The following is a 17012-nucleotide window of genomic DNA, read 5'->3' on the forward strand; positions in this document are numbered from 1 at the left end:
CGCTCCCGTGAAGAGTGCGTGATGGTGCTGGTGCCGGCTGAACGCTACGCGGCGACCCGGGGTGCCGACGTGTCGGCGGGCAGTGCTGCCTTGGCGCTCTCGACGATGGCCGCGAACGTGGCGGGCTCGTTGACGGCCAGCTCGGCCAGGATGCGACGGTCGACCTGGATGCCGGCCAGGGCGAGACCCTGGATCAGACGGTTGTAGGTCAGGCCGTTCGCGCGGGACGCAGCGTTAATCCGCTGGATCCACAGGCGACGGAAGTCACCCTTGCGTGCACGACGGTCACGGTAGCTATAGGTAAAGGAGTGAGTGAGCTGCTCCTTGGCCTTGGTGACCAGACGCGAGCGCTGACCGCGGTAACCCTTGGCGCGCTCGAGAATAACGCGACGGCTCTTATGGGCGTTTACGGCCCTCTTGACTCTTGCCATTTTCTTAGTTCCTTACGGGGTACGGGTCTAGCGACCGAGAAGCTTCTTGATGACCTTGGTGTCGGCCTTGGCCAGCACCTGGTCGTGGTTGAGGCGGGACTTGCGCTGGGTGCTCTTGACCTCGAGGTTGTGGCGCAGGCCGGCCTGCTGCTTCATGATCTTGCCGGAGCCGGTGACCTTGAAGCGTTTCTTCGTCCCGGAGTGGGTCTTCATCTTAGGCATCTTTTTCCTCCAGTTTCGCTGCCTTATCAGCAACTTTGTCAGCCTTGTCGGCAACCTTTTCTGCCCGATCGGCAGCCTTGTGTGCGTTGATCTCGGCCTTGGCTTCCGCTTTGTTCTTCAGCGGGCCAACGACCATGACCATGTTTCGACCGTCGATGGTCGGGCTCGATTCCACGGAACCGAACTCGGCGACATCCTCGGCAAATTTTTGGAGCAGACGTACGCCCTGGTCGGGACGGGACTGTTCACGGCCACGGAACAGAATCATGGCCTTGACCTTGTCACCGGCCTTCAGGAAGCCCTCGGCGCGCTTGCGCTTGGTCTCGTAGTCGTGCTTATCAATCTTGAGACGGAAACGAACCTCTTTCAGGATCGTGTTCGCCTGGTTGCGCCGGGCCTCCTTGGCCTTCTGCGCAGCCTCGTACTTGAACTTGCCGTAGTCCATGATCTTGGCAACGGGCGGCTTCGAGGTCGGTGCAACCTCGACGAGGTCAAGATCGGCCTCCTGTGCAAGGCGCAGCGCAACATCAATGGCCACGACCCCTACCTGCTCGCCGTTAGGACCAACGAGACGGACTTCGGGGACGCGGATACGGTCATTTGTACGGGGATCGCTGATGCGTCTCTCCTCTTCTCATGCATCGTGGCTACAGCCAGGAGACGGATGTCGCCCGGAGACGAAGAGAGGAAAACCGCGTCTGGATTGTCGGAGAAAACTGCCCGAACATCACAGACGACACCCTGTCTACCCTCGTGGAGCGGATTCCTGTCGGAGTCCAGCGCCGCGAAGGCGGAGTGCAACTACCCGGTAACCTTGATGAAGCGGTATGCGCGGGTGGGAGATTATCCACTTTCGTACCGAGACTTGCATCTCGGAGCCCGGTCGAGTCTAACAGAGGAATGCAGTGACCAACAGCAATGAGCAGGATGCAGCCCAGGCAACACGCGATATCGCCGACGTGCCGGCCGTGGAGATCATCACGACGGCATCCGTTCACCTGATGAGCGCCGCCGCGGTCAAGGTGGGCTTGGCCGACGACCCGAAGAACCAGACCGACCTCGACGAGGCACGCAAGCTGATCACGGCCCTCGCCGGCCTGATCACCGCCGCGGCCCCCGACATCGCCGACATGCACGCGCGCAGCCTGCGCGACGGTCTGCGGTCGCTGCAGCTGGCGTTCCGAGAGGCCTCGGCCATCCCCGACGCGATCGGCCAGGGTCCGGGCGAAAAGTTCACCGGGCCGGTCAACTAGCGCGAACGGCTGCGGGGGGATCGCCATGGATCTGAGACTGCTGTTTCCGTTTCGAAAGGATGCCGGTGTCGCGCAACGGGCCACACCGGCCCGTCGGCGATTCATGTGGGGCGTGATGGTGCCCTATGCGATCACGCTTGTTCTCACCTGGATAGACGTGATCCCCCGGTGGGTGCTGTGGCCGCTTCTCGTGGCCGTCTTTCTGCTGGTCACGGTGCTCAGCAACGTCTGGGCAGGCCAGGACGCCCTCGCGGCGTTGGACGAGGACGACGTCGGCGACAACCCGATGCCGTAGGGCGTGTCCCGGCACCGTGTCCTGGCCGGGCGCAGCGAGTGGTGGGTACCCGGACCGCACGACCGCTGCTGCGCGTCCGCCGGACGTCGTGGCTAACTCAGGAGATCCGTCCGGTTCGGCCGGGCATCGGCGCCGGTTCCGCACTGGTCCGTGGCGGCCGGTGACCGATGACGACGGATGTCCTGAGTTGGCCACGTCCACGGTCGTTCGGACACACACGCCCCTAGGTCTGGCAGCGCGGGCACCAGTAGGTGACCCGCAGTTCGAGCTCGGTGCGGCCGAGCCGGCCCTGCTCGACCGCGGTACCGCAGCGCCGGCAGGGCTGGCCGGCGCGGCCGTAGACCCAGCTCTGCATGCCGCGCCGGGCATTGCCGGTCGTGATCCGCTCCGTGCGGTCACGGTTCGCCAGGATCAGGCGGCGAGCGAGAGCGACGAGACCCGGGACATCCGTCACCTCGGCCACCGGCCGGGTCGGCAGCAGGCCGCGAAGGAAGCCCAGTTCGTTCACGTAAACGTTGCCGAGCCCGGCAAGGTTGCCCTGGTCGGCGAGCGCGACGGCGATGGGTTGCGCGGGGCGTGATTGGAGGCGGCGCACGGCTTCGGCCGCATCCCAGTCGGGGCCGAGCAGGTCAGGCCCGAGGTAGTCGAGCAGGGCGGCCTCCTGATTGAGCGGCACCACCTCGAGCAGCCCGAGTTCGAAGCCTACAGCCACCCAGTCCACCGTCTCGAGAACGATGCGCGCCTGGAACGCGGGCCGGCGCCAGGCGCTCCCATGACGGTAGAGGTGCCACGACCCCTCCATTTTCAGGTGAGAGTGGATGCTGGCCTCCCCCACGCGCATCAGCAGGTGCTTCCCGCGACTGAGAACCTCGTGCACGATCTGCCCGGTCAGGTCGACGGTGGCGAACGCCGGCACCCGCACGTCGCAGCGGGTGAGCCGGGCGCCGTGCAGGGCCTGGTCGAGGTTCCACGCGGTGCGGTAGACGGTGTCACCCTCAGGCATGCAGCTTCACTCCCCGCGGGGTGACGCCGAATCCGGCCGCGAGCAGGGCGGTGCCCACCGCTGTTCCGATCACGAACACGCCGTTGACGGTCTCCACGCCGAGCTTCGGAACCCGCCCCGCGGTGACCGTGCCGGCAAGGGTCGCGGCGGCGAGGGTCAGGACCGCAGTCGGTTCGCAATGTTCGACGGCGGGTTCACGGTTCCCGTCGGCACCGTTCCCGGCCGCTCCGTTCCCGGCCGCTCCGTTCCCGGCCGCTCCGTCGAACGCGAGCACGGTCTTGCCGCCGCGTTCGACGTAGAGCACCAGGGCCCCATCGACGAGCACGACCAGCGCGCCGGCCTTCCGTCCGGGGCGGTGCCCGGTGCCCTCGGGCAGCGGAGGCCAGGGCAACACGGAGCCGTAGGGGTTGGCCGGGTCGGTAGCGGCGAGGGTGATCGCCTCCGGTTTCGGATGCTGTGCCTCGGCGACGTAGGAGCGCAGCCGGTCGATCGTGCCGACCGTGGCGAACTGGGCGGCCCCGAGACCCTCGATGAAGTAGCCGCGCCGGCACCGCCCCATCTCCTCGAAGCCGCTGAGGGTGCGGTAGACGAGGGCGAAGCCGCCCGTCACGCCCTCCCCCATCACCGCGCCCCGGGTGACGATGCCGTAGCGTTCGAGCAGGGTTTCGCCAAGGGCGTGCGCCCGGCGGGTGGGCGAGTCATCGGCGACCGGAACGATCGACCAGCGCCCGGAGACGGTCGGTGGCCCGGTGCGGGACGGGAGGGTGCCACGCGCGGGGATGCGGCCGCCGTGCAGCCGGGCTCGCGGGGTGGCCCGGCGGGTGCTGTGCGCCGCGCGCCCGCCGGAGAGCAGGGCGCGTACGGGGGCGAAGGTGTCGTTGCCCACCAGTCCAGCCCAGACCAGGTCCCAGAGGGCGGCGGCGAGGCCGGCGTCGTCCTGGCTGCCGACGGCATCCGCGAGTTGACGGAAGAAGAAGGCCCCGCCGCCGGCCAGGGTGGTCAGAATCTCCTGCTGGAGCGCAGTCGTCTCCAGCGGGGTGGGCAGCGGCAGGGTGAGCGGCGCGGTGTCGCGCAGGTGCAGGCTGATCCAGCCGTCATTACCGGCCAGCGTGCCGGCGCCGGCCCAGAGCACCTCGCCCGTGTTGGTGAGCTCGTCGAGCATGCCCGGCCGGTAGTCTGCGACGCGGGAGGGCAGCACAAGCGTCTCCCAGGCGGATGCCGGGATGCGCGCCCCCTCCAACTGTTCGATCACGGATGCGACCCCGTCGATCCCGCGCAGGCGCCCGCCCACATGCTGCCAGGCCGGCAGGAACCGGCCCATTGTGACCTGGTCGACCGGCTCGACCTCGTGCCGGAGCGCGGCCAGGGAGCGGCGGCGCAGGCGCCTCAGCACCTCGGCGTCGCACCACTCGCTGCCGGTGCCGTGCGGCCGGAACTCGCCCTCGAGGAGGCGGCGGGCCCCGGCCAGGCGCCGGAGGGCGACGAGCGCCACGGCCGGGCCGAGCCCGAAGCGCGCGGCCACGTCGGTGAGAGTGAACGGGCCGTGGGTGCGTGCGTACCGGCTGACCAGGTCGCCGAGCGGGTCCGGCACCGGCTCGGTGAACACGGCCGGGACCCCCTGCGGCAGGGGGACGCCGAGGGCGTCGCGAAGCCGGGCGGCGTCTTCGATGGCCGCCCACCACTGCTGCCCGGCGAAACCGACCGGGATGATGCGCCGCGCGTCGAAAAGCACCTGCAGGCCCTCGGCGGCGCCCGGTGACACGGCGGGGTCGAGGCGGGCGGCCACCTCCGCCGTGGTGAGCGGACCGAGGCCGCGGAGCAGGTCCGCGATGCCCTCGACTCCGCGCGCCTTCCGGTCGGCCGGCAGCCGCTGCAGTTCCAGGTCGGTCTGCAGGATCACGGCCGGGTCGAGCAGCTCGCGCAGCTCCACCCGACCGAGCAACTCGGCCAGCAGGCTGGAATCGAGCGAGAGGGCGGTGGCGCGCCGCTCGGCGAGCGGGGAATCTCCCTCGTACATGAACGCGGCCACGTAGCCGAAGAGGAGGGTGCTCGCGAACGGGCTCGCGGCATCCGTCTGGGTCTCGACCAGGCGCAGGGCGCGACTGTCGATGCGGCGGGTGAGGGCCAGGAGAGCGGGCAGATCGTAGACGTCCTGCAGGCACTCGCGCACGGTTTCGAGGATGATCGGGAAGGTCGGAAAGGTGCGGGCCACGTCGAGCAGCTGCGCGGCCTTCTGGCGCTGCTGCCAGAGCGGCGACCGCCGACCCGGGTTGTAGCGCGGGAGCAGCAGGGCCCGCGCGGCGCACTCGCGGAACCGGGCGGCGAACAGAGCCGACCCGCCGACTTCGTCGGTGACCATCTGTTCGAGCTCGGTCGGGTCGAAGACAAAGAGGGAGCTTCCGGGTGGGTCGGACTCGGTGTCGGGGATGCGCACGACGATGCCGTCGTCACTGGCCACGCAGGCCCCGTCGAGCCCGTAGCGCTCCCGCACCCGGGCGCCCACGGCGAGGGCCCAGGGCGCGTGCACCTGCAGGCCGAACGGGGAGTGCAGCACCACCCGCCAGTCGCCGAGCTCGTCTCGGAACCGCTCGACGAGGAGGGTGCGGTCGGTCGGGACCTGACCGGTCGCGGCGCGCTGCTCGGCGAGGAAGGCCAGGAGGTTGTCGACGGCGCGCTCGTCGAGGCCGCCGGCCCGGCAGCGCACCCGGGCCTCCGGGTCGGGGAGCGCCGAGACCTCGCGCAGGAACGCGCCGATCGCCTCACCGAGCTCGGCGGGCCGGCCGAGGCCGTCGCCCTTCCAGAACGGCAGCCGCCCCGGTTCACCGAAGGCGGGCAGCACGAGCACCCGGTCGTGGGTGATCTCCTGGATACGCCAGCTCGTCGTGCCGAGGGCGAAGACATCGCCGACCCGGGACTCGTAGACCATCTCCTCGTCGAGCTCCCCCACCCGGCGGCCGGTGGCCTGGTCGCCGCCGACCATGAAGACGCCGAACAGGCCGCGGTCGGGGATCGTGCCGCCACTGGTCACCGCGAGCCGTTGCGCGCCCGGGCGCCCGGTGAGGATGCCCGTCTCCCGGTCCCAGACGATGCGGGGGCGCAGCTCGGCGAACTGGTCGGAGGGATACCGGCCGGCAAGCAGGTCGAGGGTGGCCTCGTAGGCCGACCGCGGGAGGGCGTGGAAGGGGGCGCTGCGGCGCACGGTGTCGAACCACTCCTCCGCGTGGATGGGTTCAAGGGCGGTCGCCGCCACGGTCTGCTGGGCGAGGATGTCGAGCGGGTTGGACGGCACCTGCAGTGATTCGATCAGTCCGGCGGCCATGCGCTCGGCGGCAACGGCCGCATGGATGAGATCGGCCCGGTGCTTGGGGAAGATCACGCCCCGGGAGACCTCCCCCACCTGGTGCCCGGCCCGGCCGATCCGCTGCAGCCCGCTGGCCACGGACGGCGGCGATTCCACCTGCACGACCAGGTCGACGGCGCCCATGTCGATGCCGAGTTCGAGGCTGGACGTCGCCACCACGCAGCGCAGCCGCCCGGCTTTGAGGTCGTCTTCGATCAGTGCGCGCTGCTCCTTGCTGACGGAGCCGTGGTGCGCGCGGGCAAGCAGCGGCTCGGCCCCGGCGCTCTGGCCGCTGGCGCCCATGAGCGCGGCCGGCGGGCCGGGTGCCGCAGTGCCGACGGGCACGAGGGCAGGCATCCGCTCGGTCATCACGGCCGGCATCGCGGGCACGGGCTCGTCCTCGAGGCGTTGGGCGTAGATCTCGTTGAAGCGCGCGGTCAGCCGTTCGGCCAGCCGGCGGGAGTTGGCGAACACGATCGAGGAGGTGTGCGCCAGCACCTCGTCGACGATTGCCTCTTCCACATGCGGCCAGATGGACCCGGTCTGTGGGGCGGCGGCGGCCGTCGAACCCTCCCGCACCGGTGCCGGGCCGACCTGGCTCATGTCGTCGACGGGAACGACCACGCTGAGGTCGAATCGTTTGGTCGACACCGGTGCGACGATCTCTACCGGTGCGGAACCTCCAAGGAACCGGGCGACCTCGGCGGCCGGTCGCACGGTAGCCGACAGTCCGATTCGCTGGGCCGGGCGGGCGAGCAGGTCGTCGAGCCGTTCCAGTGAGACGGCCAGGTGCGCGCCGCGCTTGCTCGCCGCGACCGCGTGCACCTCGTCGATGATGACCGTGTCCACGGCGCGCAGCGATTCCCGCGCCGCCGAGGTGAGCATGAGGAACAGCGATTCTGGCGTGGTGATCAGGATGTCCGGCGGCGTTTTGACCAGGCTTCGGCGTTCCGTGGCCGGGGTGTCCCCCGACCGCACGCCGACGGTCACCCGGGGCGGGGCGAACCCGAGGCGCTCGGCAGCCTGGACGATGCCCACCAGCGGGGCCCGCAGGTTGCGTTCCACGTCGACGCCCAGCGCCTTGAGCGGCGAGATGTAGAGCACGCGGGTTCCCGGCGCGGTGAACCGGTCAGGACGCGCCGAGGCTTCCGAGACATCTGCGGCCTCTACAGTATCCGCGGCCAGGCGGTCGATGGCCCAGAGGAACGCGGCGAGGGTCTTACCTGATCCGGTGGGGGCCACCACCAGCGCGTGTGAGCCCCGAGAGATGGCGTCCCACGCCCCGAGCTGGGCCTCGGTGGGTGCGGCGAAGGCCTGCGCGAACCAGGCGCGGGTGGCCGGGGTGAATCGGTGCAGAACCTCGTTCATACGACTATCCTCGTCGATCCGCCTGAGCCGGGCCACTCGAACCAATTCGACGGAGATTATGAATCTAAACCGGGGTTTCCCGGACATCCAGAACCGATTTGGCCACAATCTCCGTCGTATTCGTTCGTGGCGGACGCGGGGGCGGAGCGCGGAACGCGGGGCCCGGAACCGCCGACGATGGAAGAGACCGCCTAGGCGGAGGGCAGCAGCTGCACGGTGAGAGAGTCCACCTGGGTGGCGATGACGTCGCTCGATGACCAGCGGGCCGCGAGCCGGGCGAGGGTCGCGTCGAGCTCGGTGCGGGTCAGGCCATCCATGAGCTCGAGACGTACAATCAGTTCCGGTCCGGCGAGGCGGGCGGCCGGGTCGCCGGGGGCCAGTTCAACCCCGAGCACACTCAGTTCGGTGGCCACGGAGTCGGCGAAGGCATCCGCGACGTCGCGACTGGCATAGCTGGGGGTCCAGGGCAGGGACTGGGCGATGGCCCACAGGGCCGGGCGCCGCACCACGAACTCGGTGGGCGCGGTCGGATCGAGCACGACCAGATCGGTGTTCTCCTGAGCCGCGGCCAGCGCGACGCGCACGCCGTCGGCCGGGACCGGCCGGGCCTGCGTGTTCCACGCCGTCATCGCAGCGACCGAGGTGAACACGGGAAGCACCGTGCGTCCGTCGGGCCCGGCCACGGTGATGATCGACAGTTCCTGGGTCTTGTCGACGCGGAGGCCGGCCTCGGTGGTGCCCGATTGGCCGAGTTCGGTCACCAGGGGAACGAGCAGCCGCGAGCCACGGATGGCGTCGACCACCGTCTCTTCGCCGGCCTCCCGAGCCTGGAAGCGGCGCACGGCCGCCAGGAGCGGCTCGGGCGCGAGCCCGTCGTCGTCGCTGTGCATGTTGGGCTCAAACTGTCGTCCCTCCCACGGCTGCCCGGCGGAGTCTCCCCCTCCGGGTCCGCCGGGAAGGCCGGTGGAGCCGAGGTTACGCGCCCGCGACATCCAGCGCCTCGCCCAGGGTGAACGCCCCCGCGTAGAGGGCTTTTCCGACGATCGCGCCCTCGAGTCCGAGCGGCACGAGTTCGCGCAATGCGCGGAGGTCGTCGAGGCTGGAGATGCCGCCGGAGGCGACGACCGGTCGATCGGTGCGCTCCATCATCTGGCGGAGCAGGTCGATGTTGGGGCCTTGCAGTGTGCCGTCCTTGGTCACATCGGTGACGACGTAGCGCGAGCAGCCAGCCTCCTCGAGACGGGCGAGCACCTCCCAGAGGTCCCCTCCCTCCCTGGTCCAGCCGCGGGCGGCGAGGGTGGTTCCGCGCACGTCGAGCCCGACGGCGACGGCGTCCCCGTGCCGGGCGATGACCTGCGCCGCCCACTCCGGGTTCTCCAGTGCCGCGGTGCCCAGGTTGATCCGGCTGACGCCCGCGTTCAGGGCCGCGTCCAGCGACGCGTCGTCGCGGATCCCGCCGGAGAGCTCGATCTTCACGCCCGTGACCTCGCGGATCACGGTGCGGATGACATCCGTGTTGTTGCCGCGACCGAAGGCCGCGTCGAGGTCGACGAGGTGGATCCACTCGGCGCCCTGGCGGGCCCAGTCAAGTGCCGCGTCGACGGGGTCGCCGTAGTTGGTCTCGGTGCCGGCTTCGCCCTGGGTCAAGCGAACGGCCTTGCCGTCGGCCACATCCACGGCGGGCAGCAGAACGAGACGGAGGGAAGGGGTATTCACAGTCATGGGTGTCCTCGGTTGGGAGTGGTCGCGGCGACCAGGTCAGTCAGGGAAAAGTCACGGTCAGTTCTTGACGGTGCCGAGCCAGTTATGGAGCAGACGGATGCCTGCCTCACCGGATTTCTCCGGGTGGAACTGGGTGGCGGTAAGCGGTCCGTTCTCGATGGCGGCCAGGAAAGGTTGTCCGTGCTCGGACCAGGTGAGAATCGGCTTCGGGAACGGCGGCATGACGTCGAGGGACCATTCCTGGGCGGCGTAGGAGTGCACGAAGTAGAAGCGCTCCTGCTCAAGGCCATGGAACAGCATCGAGCCCTCCCCCGGCGTGACCGTGTCCCAGCCCATGTGTGGCAGCACCGGCGCCGTCAGCTGCGTCACGGTGCCGGGCCACTCGCCCAGCCCCTCCGTGTCCACGCCGCGTTCGACGCCGTGCTCGAACATGATCTGCATACCCACGCAGATGCCCAGCACCGGGCGTCCGCCCGCGATCCGGCGGTCGATGATCTCGTCGCCGTGCACCGCCTTCAGGGCCTGCATGACGGCGCTGAACGCGCCCACGCCGGGCACGACGAGCCCGTCGGCCTCAAGCGCCTGACGGCGGTCGCTGGTCAGCGTCACCTCGGCCCCGGCAAGTTCGAGTGCCTTGACGGCGGAGTGCACATTTCCGGTGCCGTAGTCGAAGACAACGACGCTGGTCACAGCGCACCCTTGGTCGAGGGCACGCCGGACACCAGGGGGTCGAGCGCCTTCGCCTGGCGGAACGCTCGGGCAAAGGCCTTGAATTCGGCTTCGGCGATGTGGTGGGGGTCGCGGCCGCCCTGCACGGTGACGTGCACCGTGAGGCCACCGTTGAGGGCGATAGCCTCAAATACGTGGCGCACCATGGAGCCGGTGAAGTGGCCGCCGATCAGGTGGAACTCGAAACCGGCCGGCTCGCCCTGGTGCACGAGGTAGGGGCGCCCGGAAATGTCGACGACGGCCTGCACGAGGGCCTCGTCGAGCGGCACGAGGGCGTCACCGTAGCGGGAGATGCCGGATTTGTCCCCGAGAGCCTGCTTGATCGCCTGGCCGAGCAGGATACCGACGTCCTCGACCGTGTGGTGCACATCGATCTCGATATCACCGCGGGCGCGCACGGTGAGGTCGGTCAACGAGTGTTTCGCGAAGGCCGTGAGCAGGTGATCGAAGAACGGGACCGACGTCTGGATGTCCGACTCACCGGTGCCGTCGAGATTGAGCGACAGGTCGATGCTCGACTCGCTGGTCTCGCGCTGCAGGTGGGCAAAACGGGGCGAGGTGGTCGCGAAAGAGAAGCTCATACGGCTAGTTTATTGGCCCGAGCCGTTCACGGCCGCCCAAGCGCCTCGAGAGCGTCGAGGAACGCCGTCGTCTCGGACTCGGTGCCGGCGCTGACCCGCAGGTGGCCCGGGATTCCGACGTCGCGCACGAGGATGCCTTCCGCCAGCAGCGCCTCGAAGGTGGCCCGAGGGTCCTCGACGCCGCCGAACAACACGAAGTTGCTCGCACTGCGCAGCGGAGAGTAGCCAAGCCGGGCCAGTTCGCTCACGATGCGGTCCCGCTGCCCGCGGATGTCGTCGACCATGGCGAGCATCGCGGGCGTGTGGACGAGGGCGGCGACCGCGGCAGCCTGGGTGAGCGCGGACAGGTGGTAGGGCAGACGAACCAGGCGGAGGGCATCCGTCACGGCGGGATCGGCGGCCAGATAGCCGACGCGCACACCCGCGAAGGCGAACGCCTTGCTCATGGTGCGGGACACCAGCAGGCGCTCCCGGCCGGGCAGCAGGCTCAGGGCGGTCGGCGCGTCATCCGTCCCGAACTCGGCGTATGCCTCGTCGACGACGACGATGCCGTCGGTCGCGTCGTAGACGGCCGCGATCGTTTCCAGGGACAGGGGCGTGCCGGTGGGGTTGTTCGGCGAGCAGAGGAAGACGAGGTCAGGGGCAACCCGGTCGACCCACTCCACCGCCGTTGCCGGGGAGAGTTCGAACTCGGCGTCACGACCGCCCGCGATCCAGCGGGTACCGGTGCCGGAGGCGAGCAAAGGGTACATGGAGTAGGTCGGTGCGAAGCCGAGAACGGACCGACCCGGGCCGCCGAAGGCCTGCAGCACTTGCTGAAGAACCTCGTTGGATCCGTTGGCGGCCCAGATGTTCTTTCGAGTGAGGCCGTGACCGAGATATCGGGCGAGGGAATCCCGCAGCTCGGTGAACTCCCGATCGGGGTATCGGTTCACGGTCGTGACCGCCACAGCCAATGCCGCCACGATGTCCTGCGCCACCTCAGCCGGGATGCCGTGGGTGTTCTCGTTCACGTTGAGAGCCACCGGCACGTGCAACTGCGGCGCCCCGTAGGGGGTGAGTCCGCGCAGATTATCGCGAAGGGGCAGATCGTTGAGACTGGTCACTCCCCCCATGTTACCGGGGTGAGACCGGCGGGGACTCGTTGCGGGTAGTTCACAGGTCGTTCGGAAGTGCCAGCCGCTGACCGGGCTGCACGCTGTCGGACGGCAGCTGGTTGAGGCTCACAATCTCGGCGATCACCTCGCGCGGATCGGCCGTGGGCGCAATTGTCTCGGCAAGTTGCCAGAGCGACTGCCCCGACTTGATGGTGACGTAGTCGAAGGCCGTGGCCACGCGACCGACGGTCGAGTTCTCGGCGGCGGCAATGCCTCCGTTGAGGGCGACGGCCAGAGCCACGGCCACGAGCGGAAAGGCAGCCAGGCACGTGAAAACGACGCGACCGCGCCGGGTGAGTCGGAGCCGGGTGCGTCCGGTCGTGATGGGGACGCCTCGTTCAAGTGCAGTGCTCATGTCATACCTCCTGTGAGAAGCCGCATCCGACTCTCGGCCGGGAGAGCCGGATGCGAACTTATGTTCCGAATGTATATTCGATTATTCGAACAATCAAGCTTTTTTCGGTAGTTTCTGAAATATTCATCCCGACCCAATCGAATACATGTTTGTTTAATGGCCTCAACGCGGATACAGTTTCGATTGTTGATTGACACTCAATCAGGCACCCCCGACATTCGCGTGAATCGGCGGCATTCGATGCGTGCCGCCAGCGCATCAATCACAACGAGGAGCGACGAACGTGGCACAGAACACCAGCGGTCCCCGCGACAAGGGCGGCACCAGACGGCGCAAGAGCCTCAGCGAGAAGCAGCTCGCCATCCTTGACGTCATCCAACGCTCGGTCAGCCAACGCGGCTATCCGCCGAGCATGCGGGAGATCGGCGACGCCGTCGGCCTGTCGTCACTGTCGAGCGTCACCCACCAGCTCAACCAGTTGGAACTGAGCGGTTACCTCCGCCGCGACCCGAACCGCCCCCGAGCGCTGGAGGTGCTCATCGAGATTCCGCAGTCGCCCGAAGACACGACGGCCGGAGCCTCGGAAAGTTTCCACACCGGAGTGCAGGTCGGCGACGCCGCCATGGTTCCGCTCGTCGGTCGCATCGCCGCCGGCATCCCGATCACCGCCGAACAGCAGATCGACGAGATTTTCCCGCTGCCCCGCCAGCTGGTGGGGAAGGGCGACCTGTTCATGCTCAAGGTGTCGGGCGAATCGATGATCGACGCCGCCATCATGGACGGCGACTGGGTCGTCGTGCGGCAGCAGAAGACCGCCGAAAACGGTGAAATCGTTGCTGCCATGCTCGACAACGAGGCAACCGTCAAGGTCTTCCGCCAGCGCGACGGGCACACCTGGCTACTGCCCCGCAACACCAACTTCGAACCCATCGTCGGCGATCACGCCGAGATTCTGGGGAAGGTTGTGGCCGTGCTGCGGTCGGTTTAGGGCAACAGCACTGAAGTTCATTAGCACTTCAGGCCGACTCTTGGTCTCGACGGTTTCGACCAACGTCGTGGTGACGCGCGTGTGTTGAGTCGCCATGGTTGTTTCGGTCGGGCCTTATGGGCCGGGTCTTGTGGGCCGGGTCTTGTGGGCCGGGCACGAACACTGGTTTTGGTGTCGTGCCCGGCTTTTGTGTGGGTGGAGGCAGGGTCAGGCGGAAACGGAGGAGGTCAGGCGGGCGCGGAGGATGCGGGTCGCAGCGAGCATGTTGTGCAGGGACTGGACGGTTTCGGCGTAGCCGCGGGTTTTGAGGCCGCAGTCGGGGTTCACCCAGAGCCGGATGGCCGGGATGGCCGCCGCGGCGCGCTCGAGCAGGTCGGTGAGTTCGGCCACGCTCGGCACACGCGGCGAGTGGATGTCCCACACTCCCGGGCCGATACCGTGATCGAAGCCCTGGGACCGGATATCGCCCACCACCTCCATGCGGGAGCGTGCCGCCTCGATGCTGGTCACATCCGCGTCCAGGTTGCGGATCGCGTCGATGACCACCCCGAACTCCGAGTAGCAGAGGTGGGTGTGGATCTGGGTGGCCGCGGCCGCACCGGCCGTCGCCAGGCGGAAGGACCCCACCGACCAGTCGAGGTATTCCGCCTGGTCCTTCTGCTTCAGCGGCAGCAGCTCCCGCAGCGCGGGCTCGTCGACCTGGACGATCTGAATGCCGGCCGTCTCCAGGTCGGCGATCTCGTCCCGCAGGGCCAGGGCCACCTGCCTGGCCGTCTCGCCGAGCGGCTGGTCGTCGCGCACGAACGACCACGCGAGGATCGTGACCGGACCGGTGAGCATCCCCTTGACGGGCTTGGGCGTCAGACCCTGCGTGAACGCTGACCACTCGACCGTGATGGGCCGCGGTCGGGACACGTCACCCCAGAGGATCGACGGGCGCACGCACCGGCTGCCGTAGGACTGCACCCAACCGTTCTCGGTGACCGCGAATCCGTCAAGGTTCTCGGCGAAGTACTGCACCATGTCGTTGCGTTCCGGCTCCCCGTGCACGATCACGTCGAGGCCGATGTCCTCCTGCAGCGCGACGACGCGACGGATTTCGGCGCGCATCAGGTCCCGGTAGTCCGCGGTGCTCAGCACCCCCCGTACCAGCTGCGCCCTGGCCCGACGGATGTCCCCGGTCTGCGGGAAGGATCCGATCGTGGTTGTCGGCAGGAACGGCAGCCCGAGGGCAATCTCCTGGGCTGCCACTCGGGCTGCGTAGGCGTCCCGGGTGAAGTCGCCCGAAGTGAGCGCGTCGGCGCGAACCCGAACGGCGCCATCGCGGACTCCGGGAGCCACCCTCCGCGCGTCGAGGGCCGCGGACGCCGCAGAGAGGTCGGTCTCGATGGCACGGCGACCCAGACTGAGGCCGCGGGCGAGTGTGGCAACCTGCGCGACCTTCTGGTCCGCAAAGGCGAGCCAACTCTTCAGGTCGTCGTCCAGCGCCGATTCGTCGTCGATGTCGTGGGGAACGTGCAGCAGCGAGGTTGAGGTGGAAACCGAGATCCGCGGCGAGAGGCGGACCAGGCCGGCCGCCGTGTCGAAGGCGGCGGCCAGGTCGCCGCGCCAGATATTGTGGCCGTCAATGATGCCGGCTACGAGAGTGGTCGTGTCCAGTCCGGGGGTCTCCGCCGGCACGCTTCCCCGCACGAGGTCGAGCCCGATGGCTTCCACCGGGGTGATGGCAAGAACGGGTAGGGCGTCGTCGAGGCTGCCGTACGGCGCGGCGACGAACAATGCGGGGCGCTCGGCGAGGGCGCCGAGGGTGTTGTAGGCGAAGCGGAGGCCGGCGAGGGCATCCGTTCTCGGGGTGTCGATGCTCTCACTGACCAGGGCAGGCTCGTCGAGCTGCACCCATTCGGCTCCGGCGGCGCGCAGCCGCTGCAGGAGGGCGGCGTAGACCGGCACAAGGTCGTCGAGGCGGTCAAGCGGACTGAATCCGGTCGGGGCCTCGTTGCTGGGCTTGCTCAGCAGCAGGAAGGTGACCGGGCCGACGATGACCGGCCGGGTCAGGAATCCGGCCGCCTTCGCCTCCTCGAACTCGCGCACCAGCCGGGTGCCGGCGAGGGTGAACTCGGTCTCGGGGCCGATCTCCGGCACCAGGTAGTGGTAGTTGGTGTCGAACCATTTGGTCATCTCCAGCGGCGGATGCTCACCTTCACCGCGGGCGAGGGTGAAGTAGCCGGCCAGGTCGAGGTGGCCGTCCTCGCCCCGGAGATGCGCGAACCGGGCGGGGACGGCGCCCACCGTGCACAGGGCATCCAACATCTGGTCGTAGTAGGAAAACGATTCCGGGATGGACGAGTCGTCCCGGCCGAGTCCTAGCTGCACGAGGCGCTCTCGGGTGCCCTGGCGCAGGACGGCCGCGGTCGCCTCGAGCTCGTCGGCGCTGACCGATCCGGCCCAGAACGCTTCGACGGCCTTCTTCAGTTGGCGGCGCGGCCCGATGCGCGGGTAGCCCAGGATGGTGCCGGCGGGAAAGTCGGGAAACGTGGAAGAGTTGGTCATGGGTTCTCCTTGACGGGGTGAGGGGCAGGCAGTGCGGACGATGGCAGGGTGGGGGTGAGCAGACCGCAGCCGTCGAGCACGGCGAGCACGGTCTCGTGCTGGTTGAAGGCGTAGAGGTGCAGCCCGGGGGCACCGCCGGAGATGAGTTCCCGGGCAAGTTCGGTGGCCTGACGGATGCCGATCTCACGTTGGCCTTCCTTCGTCGGCTCCACCTCGAGCGCGATCGCCAGCTCGGACGGCAGTTCCTCGCCGGACAACTCGAGGATGCGGCGCAGGCGGGCCGGGCTCGTGACCGGCATGATCCCGGGCAGGATCGGGAATTCGACCCCGGCGGCACGGGCTCGCAGGATGAAGCTGAGGTAGTGGTCGGCGTGAAAGAAGAGTTGCGTGATCGCCAGGTTGGCGCCGGCGGCCTGCTTGGCCAGCAGCGTGTCGATGTCCTGGGTGGCGGACCGGGAGCGCGGGTGGCCGTTCGGGAAGGCGGCCACGGCGATGCGTACCTTCTCCCGTTCCCGCTTGATTGTGCGGGCGGCAGGGAGTCCCGGGATCACGGCCTCGCGGTACGGCACCCGCTCGGCCTGCACCCGGTGGATCAGCTGCACCAGTTCCGCGGCGCTGCCCAGGTCGCCGAGGAAGGCCTCACCCTCCCGAATGCCTTCCGGCGGGTCGCCGCGCAGGGCCAGGAAGCTCCGCACCCCGGCGTCCAGAAACTCCCGGATCAGCTGACTGGCTTCCGCGTTGGACGAGCCCACGCAGGTGAGGTGGGCCAACGGGTCCACGGTGGTGGTGCGCAGGATGTGGGTGAGCACGTCCAGGGAGGAGCGCCGGGAGGAGCCGTTCGCACCGTAGGTGACCGCGATGAATTCCGGGCCGGCCGCGGCCAGCCGCTCGATGGTGGCGTGCAGCACGGAGGTGGCGGCATCCGATGTGGGCGGATACAACTCGAATGAGAACGGGATCTTCCGGCACGCAGGGTCCGAGGTGTGGGGCATTGCTCCTCATTCGACAGTTGCCAGTG

At 68.7% G+C, this 17012-nt stretch carries 16 protein-coding genes; 3 read left to right on the forward strand and 13 right to left on the reverse strand.

Translation table 11 applies throughout. The features are described 5' to 3' along the window. Window positions 1-44 precede the first annotated feature (44 nt). The 3 genes from rplT to infC are packed head-to-tail and all read right to left on the reverse strand — an operon-like array spanning window position 45 to window position 1272. Window positions 45-431: a 50S ribosomal protein L20 gene (gene rplT / locus E3O18_RS15255; protein WP_104101231.1), complete on the reverse strand. Its 387-nt coding sequence runs from the start codon at window positions 429-431 to the stop codon at window positions 45-47. Between the two features lie 27 nt (window positions 432-458). Further along, complete coding sequence (gene rpmI, locus E3O18_RS15260; protein ID WP_104101228.1) at window positions 459-653, reverse strand: 50S ribosomal protein L35; 195 nt, start codon at window positions 651-653, stop codon at window positions 459-461. Next, the gene (infC, locus tag E3O18_RS15265) at window positions 646-1272 is read right to left on the reverse strand and encodes a translation initiation factor IF-3 (RefSeq protein WP_104101226.1); all 627 of its coding nucleotides are present in this window, start codon (window positions 1270-1272) and stop codon (window positions 646-648) included. Before infC ends, rpmI begins: the two co-directional genes overlap by 8 nt. Before the next feature lie 286 nt (window positions 1273-1558). On the opposite strand from infC, the gene E3O18_RS15270 reads away from it, so the two are divergent. Both E3O18_RS15270 and E3O18_RS15275 read left to right on the forward strand, forming a co-directional pair. Further along, window positions 1559-1906, forward strand: a complete 348-nt coding sequence (locus E3O18_RS15270; RefSeq protein ID WP_134394600.1) for a DUF1844 domain-containing protein — start codon at window positions 1559-1561, stop codon at window positions 1904-1906. 25 nt (window positions 1907-1931) lie between these two features. Then, window positions 1932-2201, forward strand: a complete 270-nt coding sequence (locus tag E3O18_RS15275; RefSeq protein WP_134394602.1) for a hypothetical protein — start codon at window positions 1932-1934, stop codon at window positions 2199-2201. Between the two features lie 223 nt (window positions 2202-2424). On the opposite strand, the gene E3O18_RS15280 is transcribed toward E3O18_RS15275, so the two are convergent. The 8 genes from E3O18_RS15280 to E3O18_RS15315 form a co-directional block, all read right to left on the reverse strand. Next, entirely contained in the window at window positions 2425-3204 is a 780-nt protein-coding gene (locus E3O18_RS15280; RefSeq protein WP_134394604.1) for a DNA-formamidopyrimidine glycosylase family protein, read from the reverse strand. After that, complete coding sequence (locus E3O18_RS15285; protein WP_134418456.1) at window positions 3197-7912, reverse strand: ATP-dependent helicase; 4716 nt, start codon at window positions 7910-7912, stop codon at window positions 3197-3199. Before E3O18_RS15285 ends, E3O18_RS15280 begins: the two co-directional genes overlap by 8 nt. Before the next feature lie 191 nt (window positions 7913-8103). Continuing rightward, on the reverse strand, window positions 8104-8904 hold the full coding sequence (locus tag E3O18_RS15290; protein WP_134394608.1) for an SseB family protein: 801 nt from the start codon (window positions 8902-8904) through the stop codon (window positions 8104-8106). Next, window positions 8888-9634: a bifunctional 1-(5-phosphoribosyl)-5-((5-phosphoribosylamino)methylideneamino)imidazole-4-carboxamide isomerase/phosphoribosylanthranilate isomerase PriA gene (gene priA / locus E3O18_RS15295; protein ID WP_134394610.1), complete on the reverse strand. Its 747-nt coding sequence runs from the start codon at window positions 9632-9634 to the stop codon at window positions 8888-8890. Before priA ends, E3O18_RS15290 begins: the two co-directional genes overlap by 17 nt. Window positions 9635-9691: 57 nt before the next feature. Next, window positions 9692-10324 carry an imidazole glycerol phosphate synthase subunit HisH gene (gene hisH / locus E3O18_RS15300; protein ID WP_134394612.1) on the reverse strand — a complete coding sequence of 211 codons (633 nt, stop codon included), beginning with the start codon at window positions 10322-10324 and terminating at the stop codon, window positions 9692-9694. Beyond that, entirely contained in the window at window positions 10321-10944 is a 624-nt protein-coding gene (gene hisB, locus E3O18_RS15305; RefSeq protein ID WP_134394614.1) for an imidazoleglycerol-phosphate dehydratase HisB, read from the reverse strand. The genes hisH and hisB overlap by 4 nt, the downstream gene beginning before the upstream one ends. Before the next feature lie 26 nt (window positions 10945-10970). Then, window positions 10971-12059, reverse strand: coding sequence for a histidinol-phosphate transaminase (locus tag E3O18_RS15310; RefSeq protein WP_134394615.1), 1089 nt, complete (start codon window positions 12057-12059; stop codon window positions 10971-10973). A 40-nt stretch (window positions 12060-12099) separates the two neighbouring features. Then, entirely contained in the window at window positions 12100-12456 is a 357-nt protein-coding gene (locus E3O18_RS15315; RefSeq protein ID WP_134394617.1) for a LysM peptidoglycan-binding domain-containing protein, read from the reverse strand. A 283-nt stretch (window positions 12457-12739) separates the two neighbouring features. On the opposite strand from E3O18_RS15315, the gene lexA reads away from it, so the two are divergent. Beyond that, window positions 12740-13444 (forward strand): transcriptional repressor LexA, encoded by a 705-nt coding sequence (lexA, locus tag E3O18_RS15320; RefSeq protein ID WP_104101199.1) that lies wholly within the window; start codon window positions 12740-12742, stop codon window positions 13442-13444. A gap of 207 nt (window positions 13445-13651) precedes the next feature. Here the strand turns inward: lexA and metE are convergent, their stop codons facing one another. Together metE and E3O18_RS15330 are read right to left on the reverse strand one after the other, a co-directional pair. Next, window positions 13652-15994 (reverse strand): 5-methyltetrahydropteroyltriglutamate--homocysteine S-methyltransferase, encoded by a 2343-nt coding sequence (gene metE, locus E3O18_RS15325; protein ID WP_134394619.1) that lies wholly within the window; start codon window positions 15992-15994, stop codon window positions 13652-13654. Beyond that, entirely contained in the window at window positions 15991-16986 is a 996-nt protein-coding gene (locus E3O18_RS15330) for a methylenetetrahydrofolate reductase (protein WP_134394621.1), read from the reverse strand. The genes metE and E3O18_RS15330 overlap by 4 nt, the downstream gene beginning before the upstream one ends. Between the last annotated feature and the right edge of the window lie 26 nt (window positions 16987-17012).

The organism is Cryobacterium sp. TMT2-42-4, from assembly GCF_004402645.1.
GTDB classification, from domain to species: Bacteria; Actinomycetota; Actinomycetes; order Actinomycetales; family Microbacteriaceae; genus Cryobacterium; species Cryobacterium sandaracinum.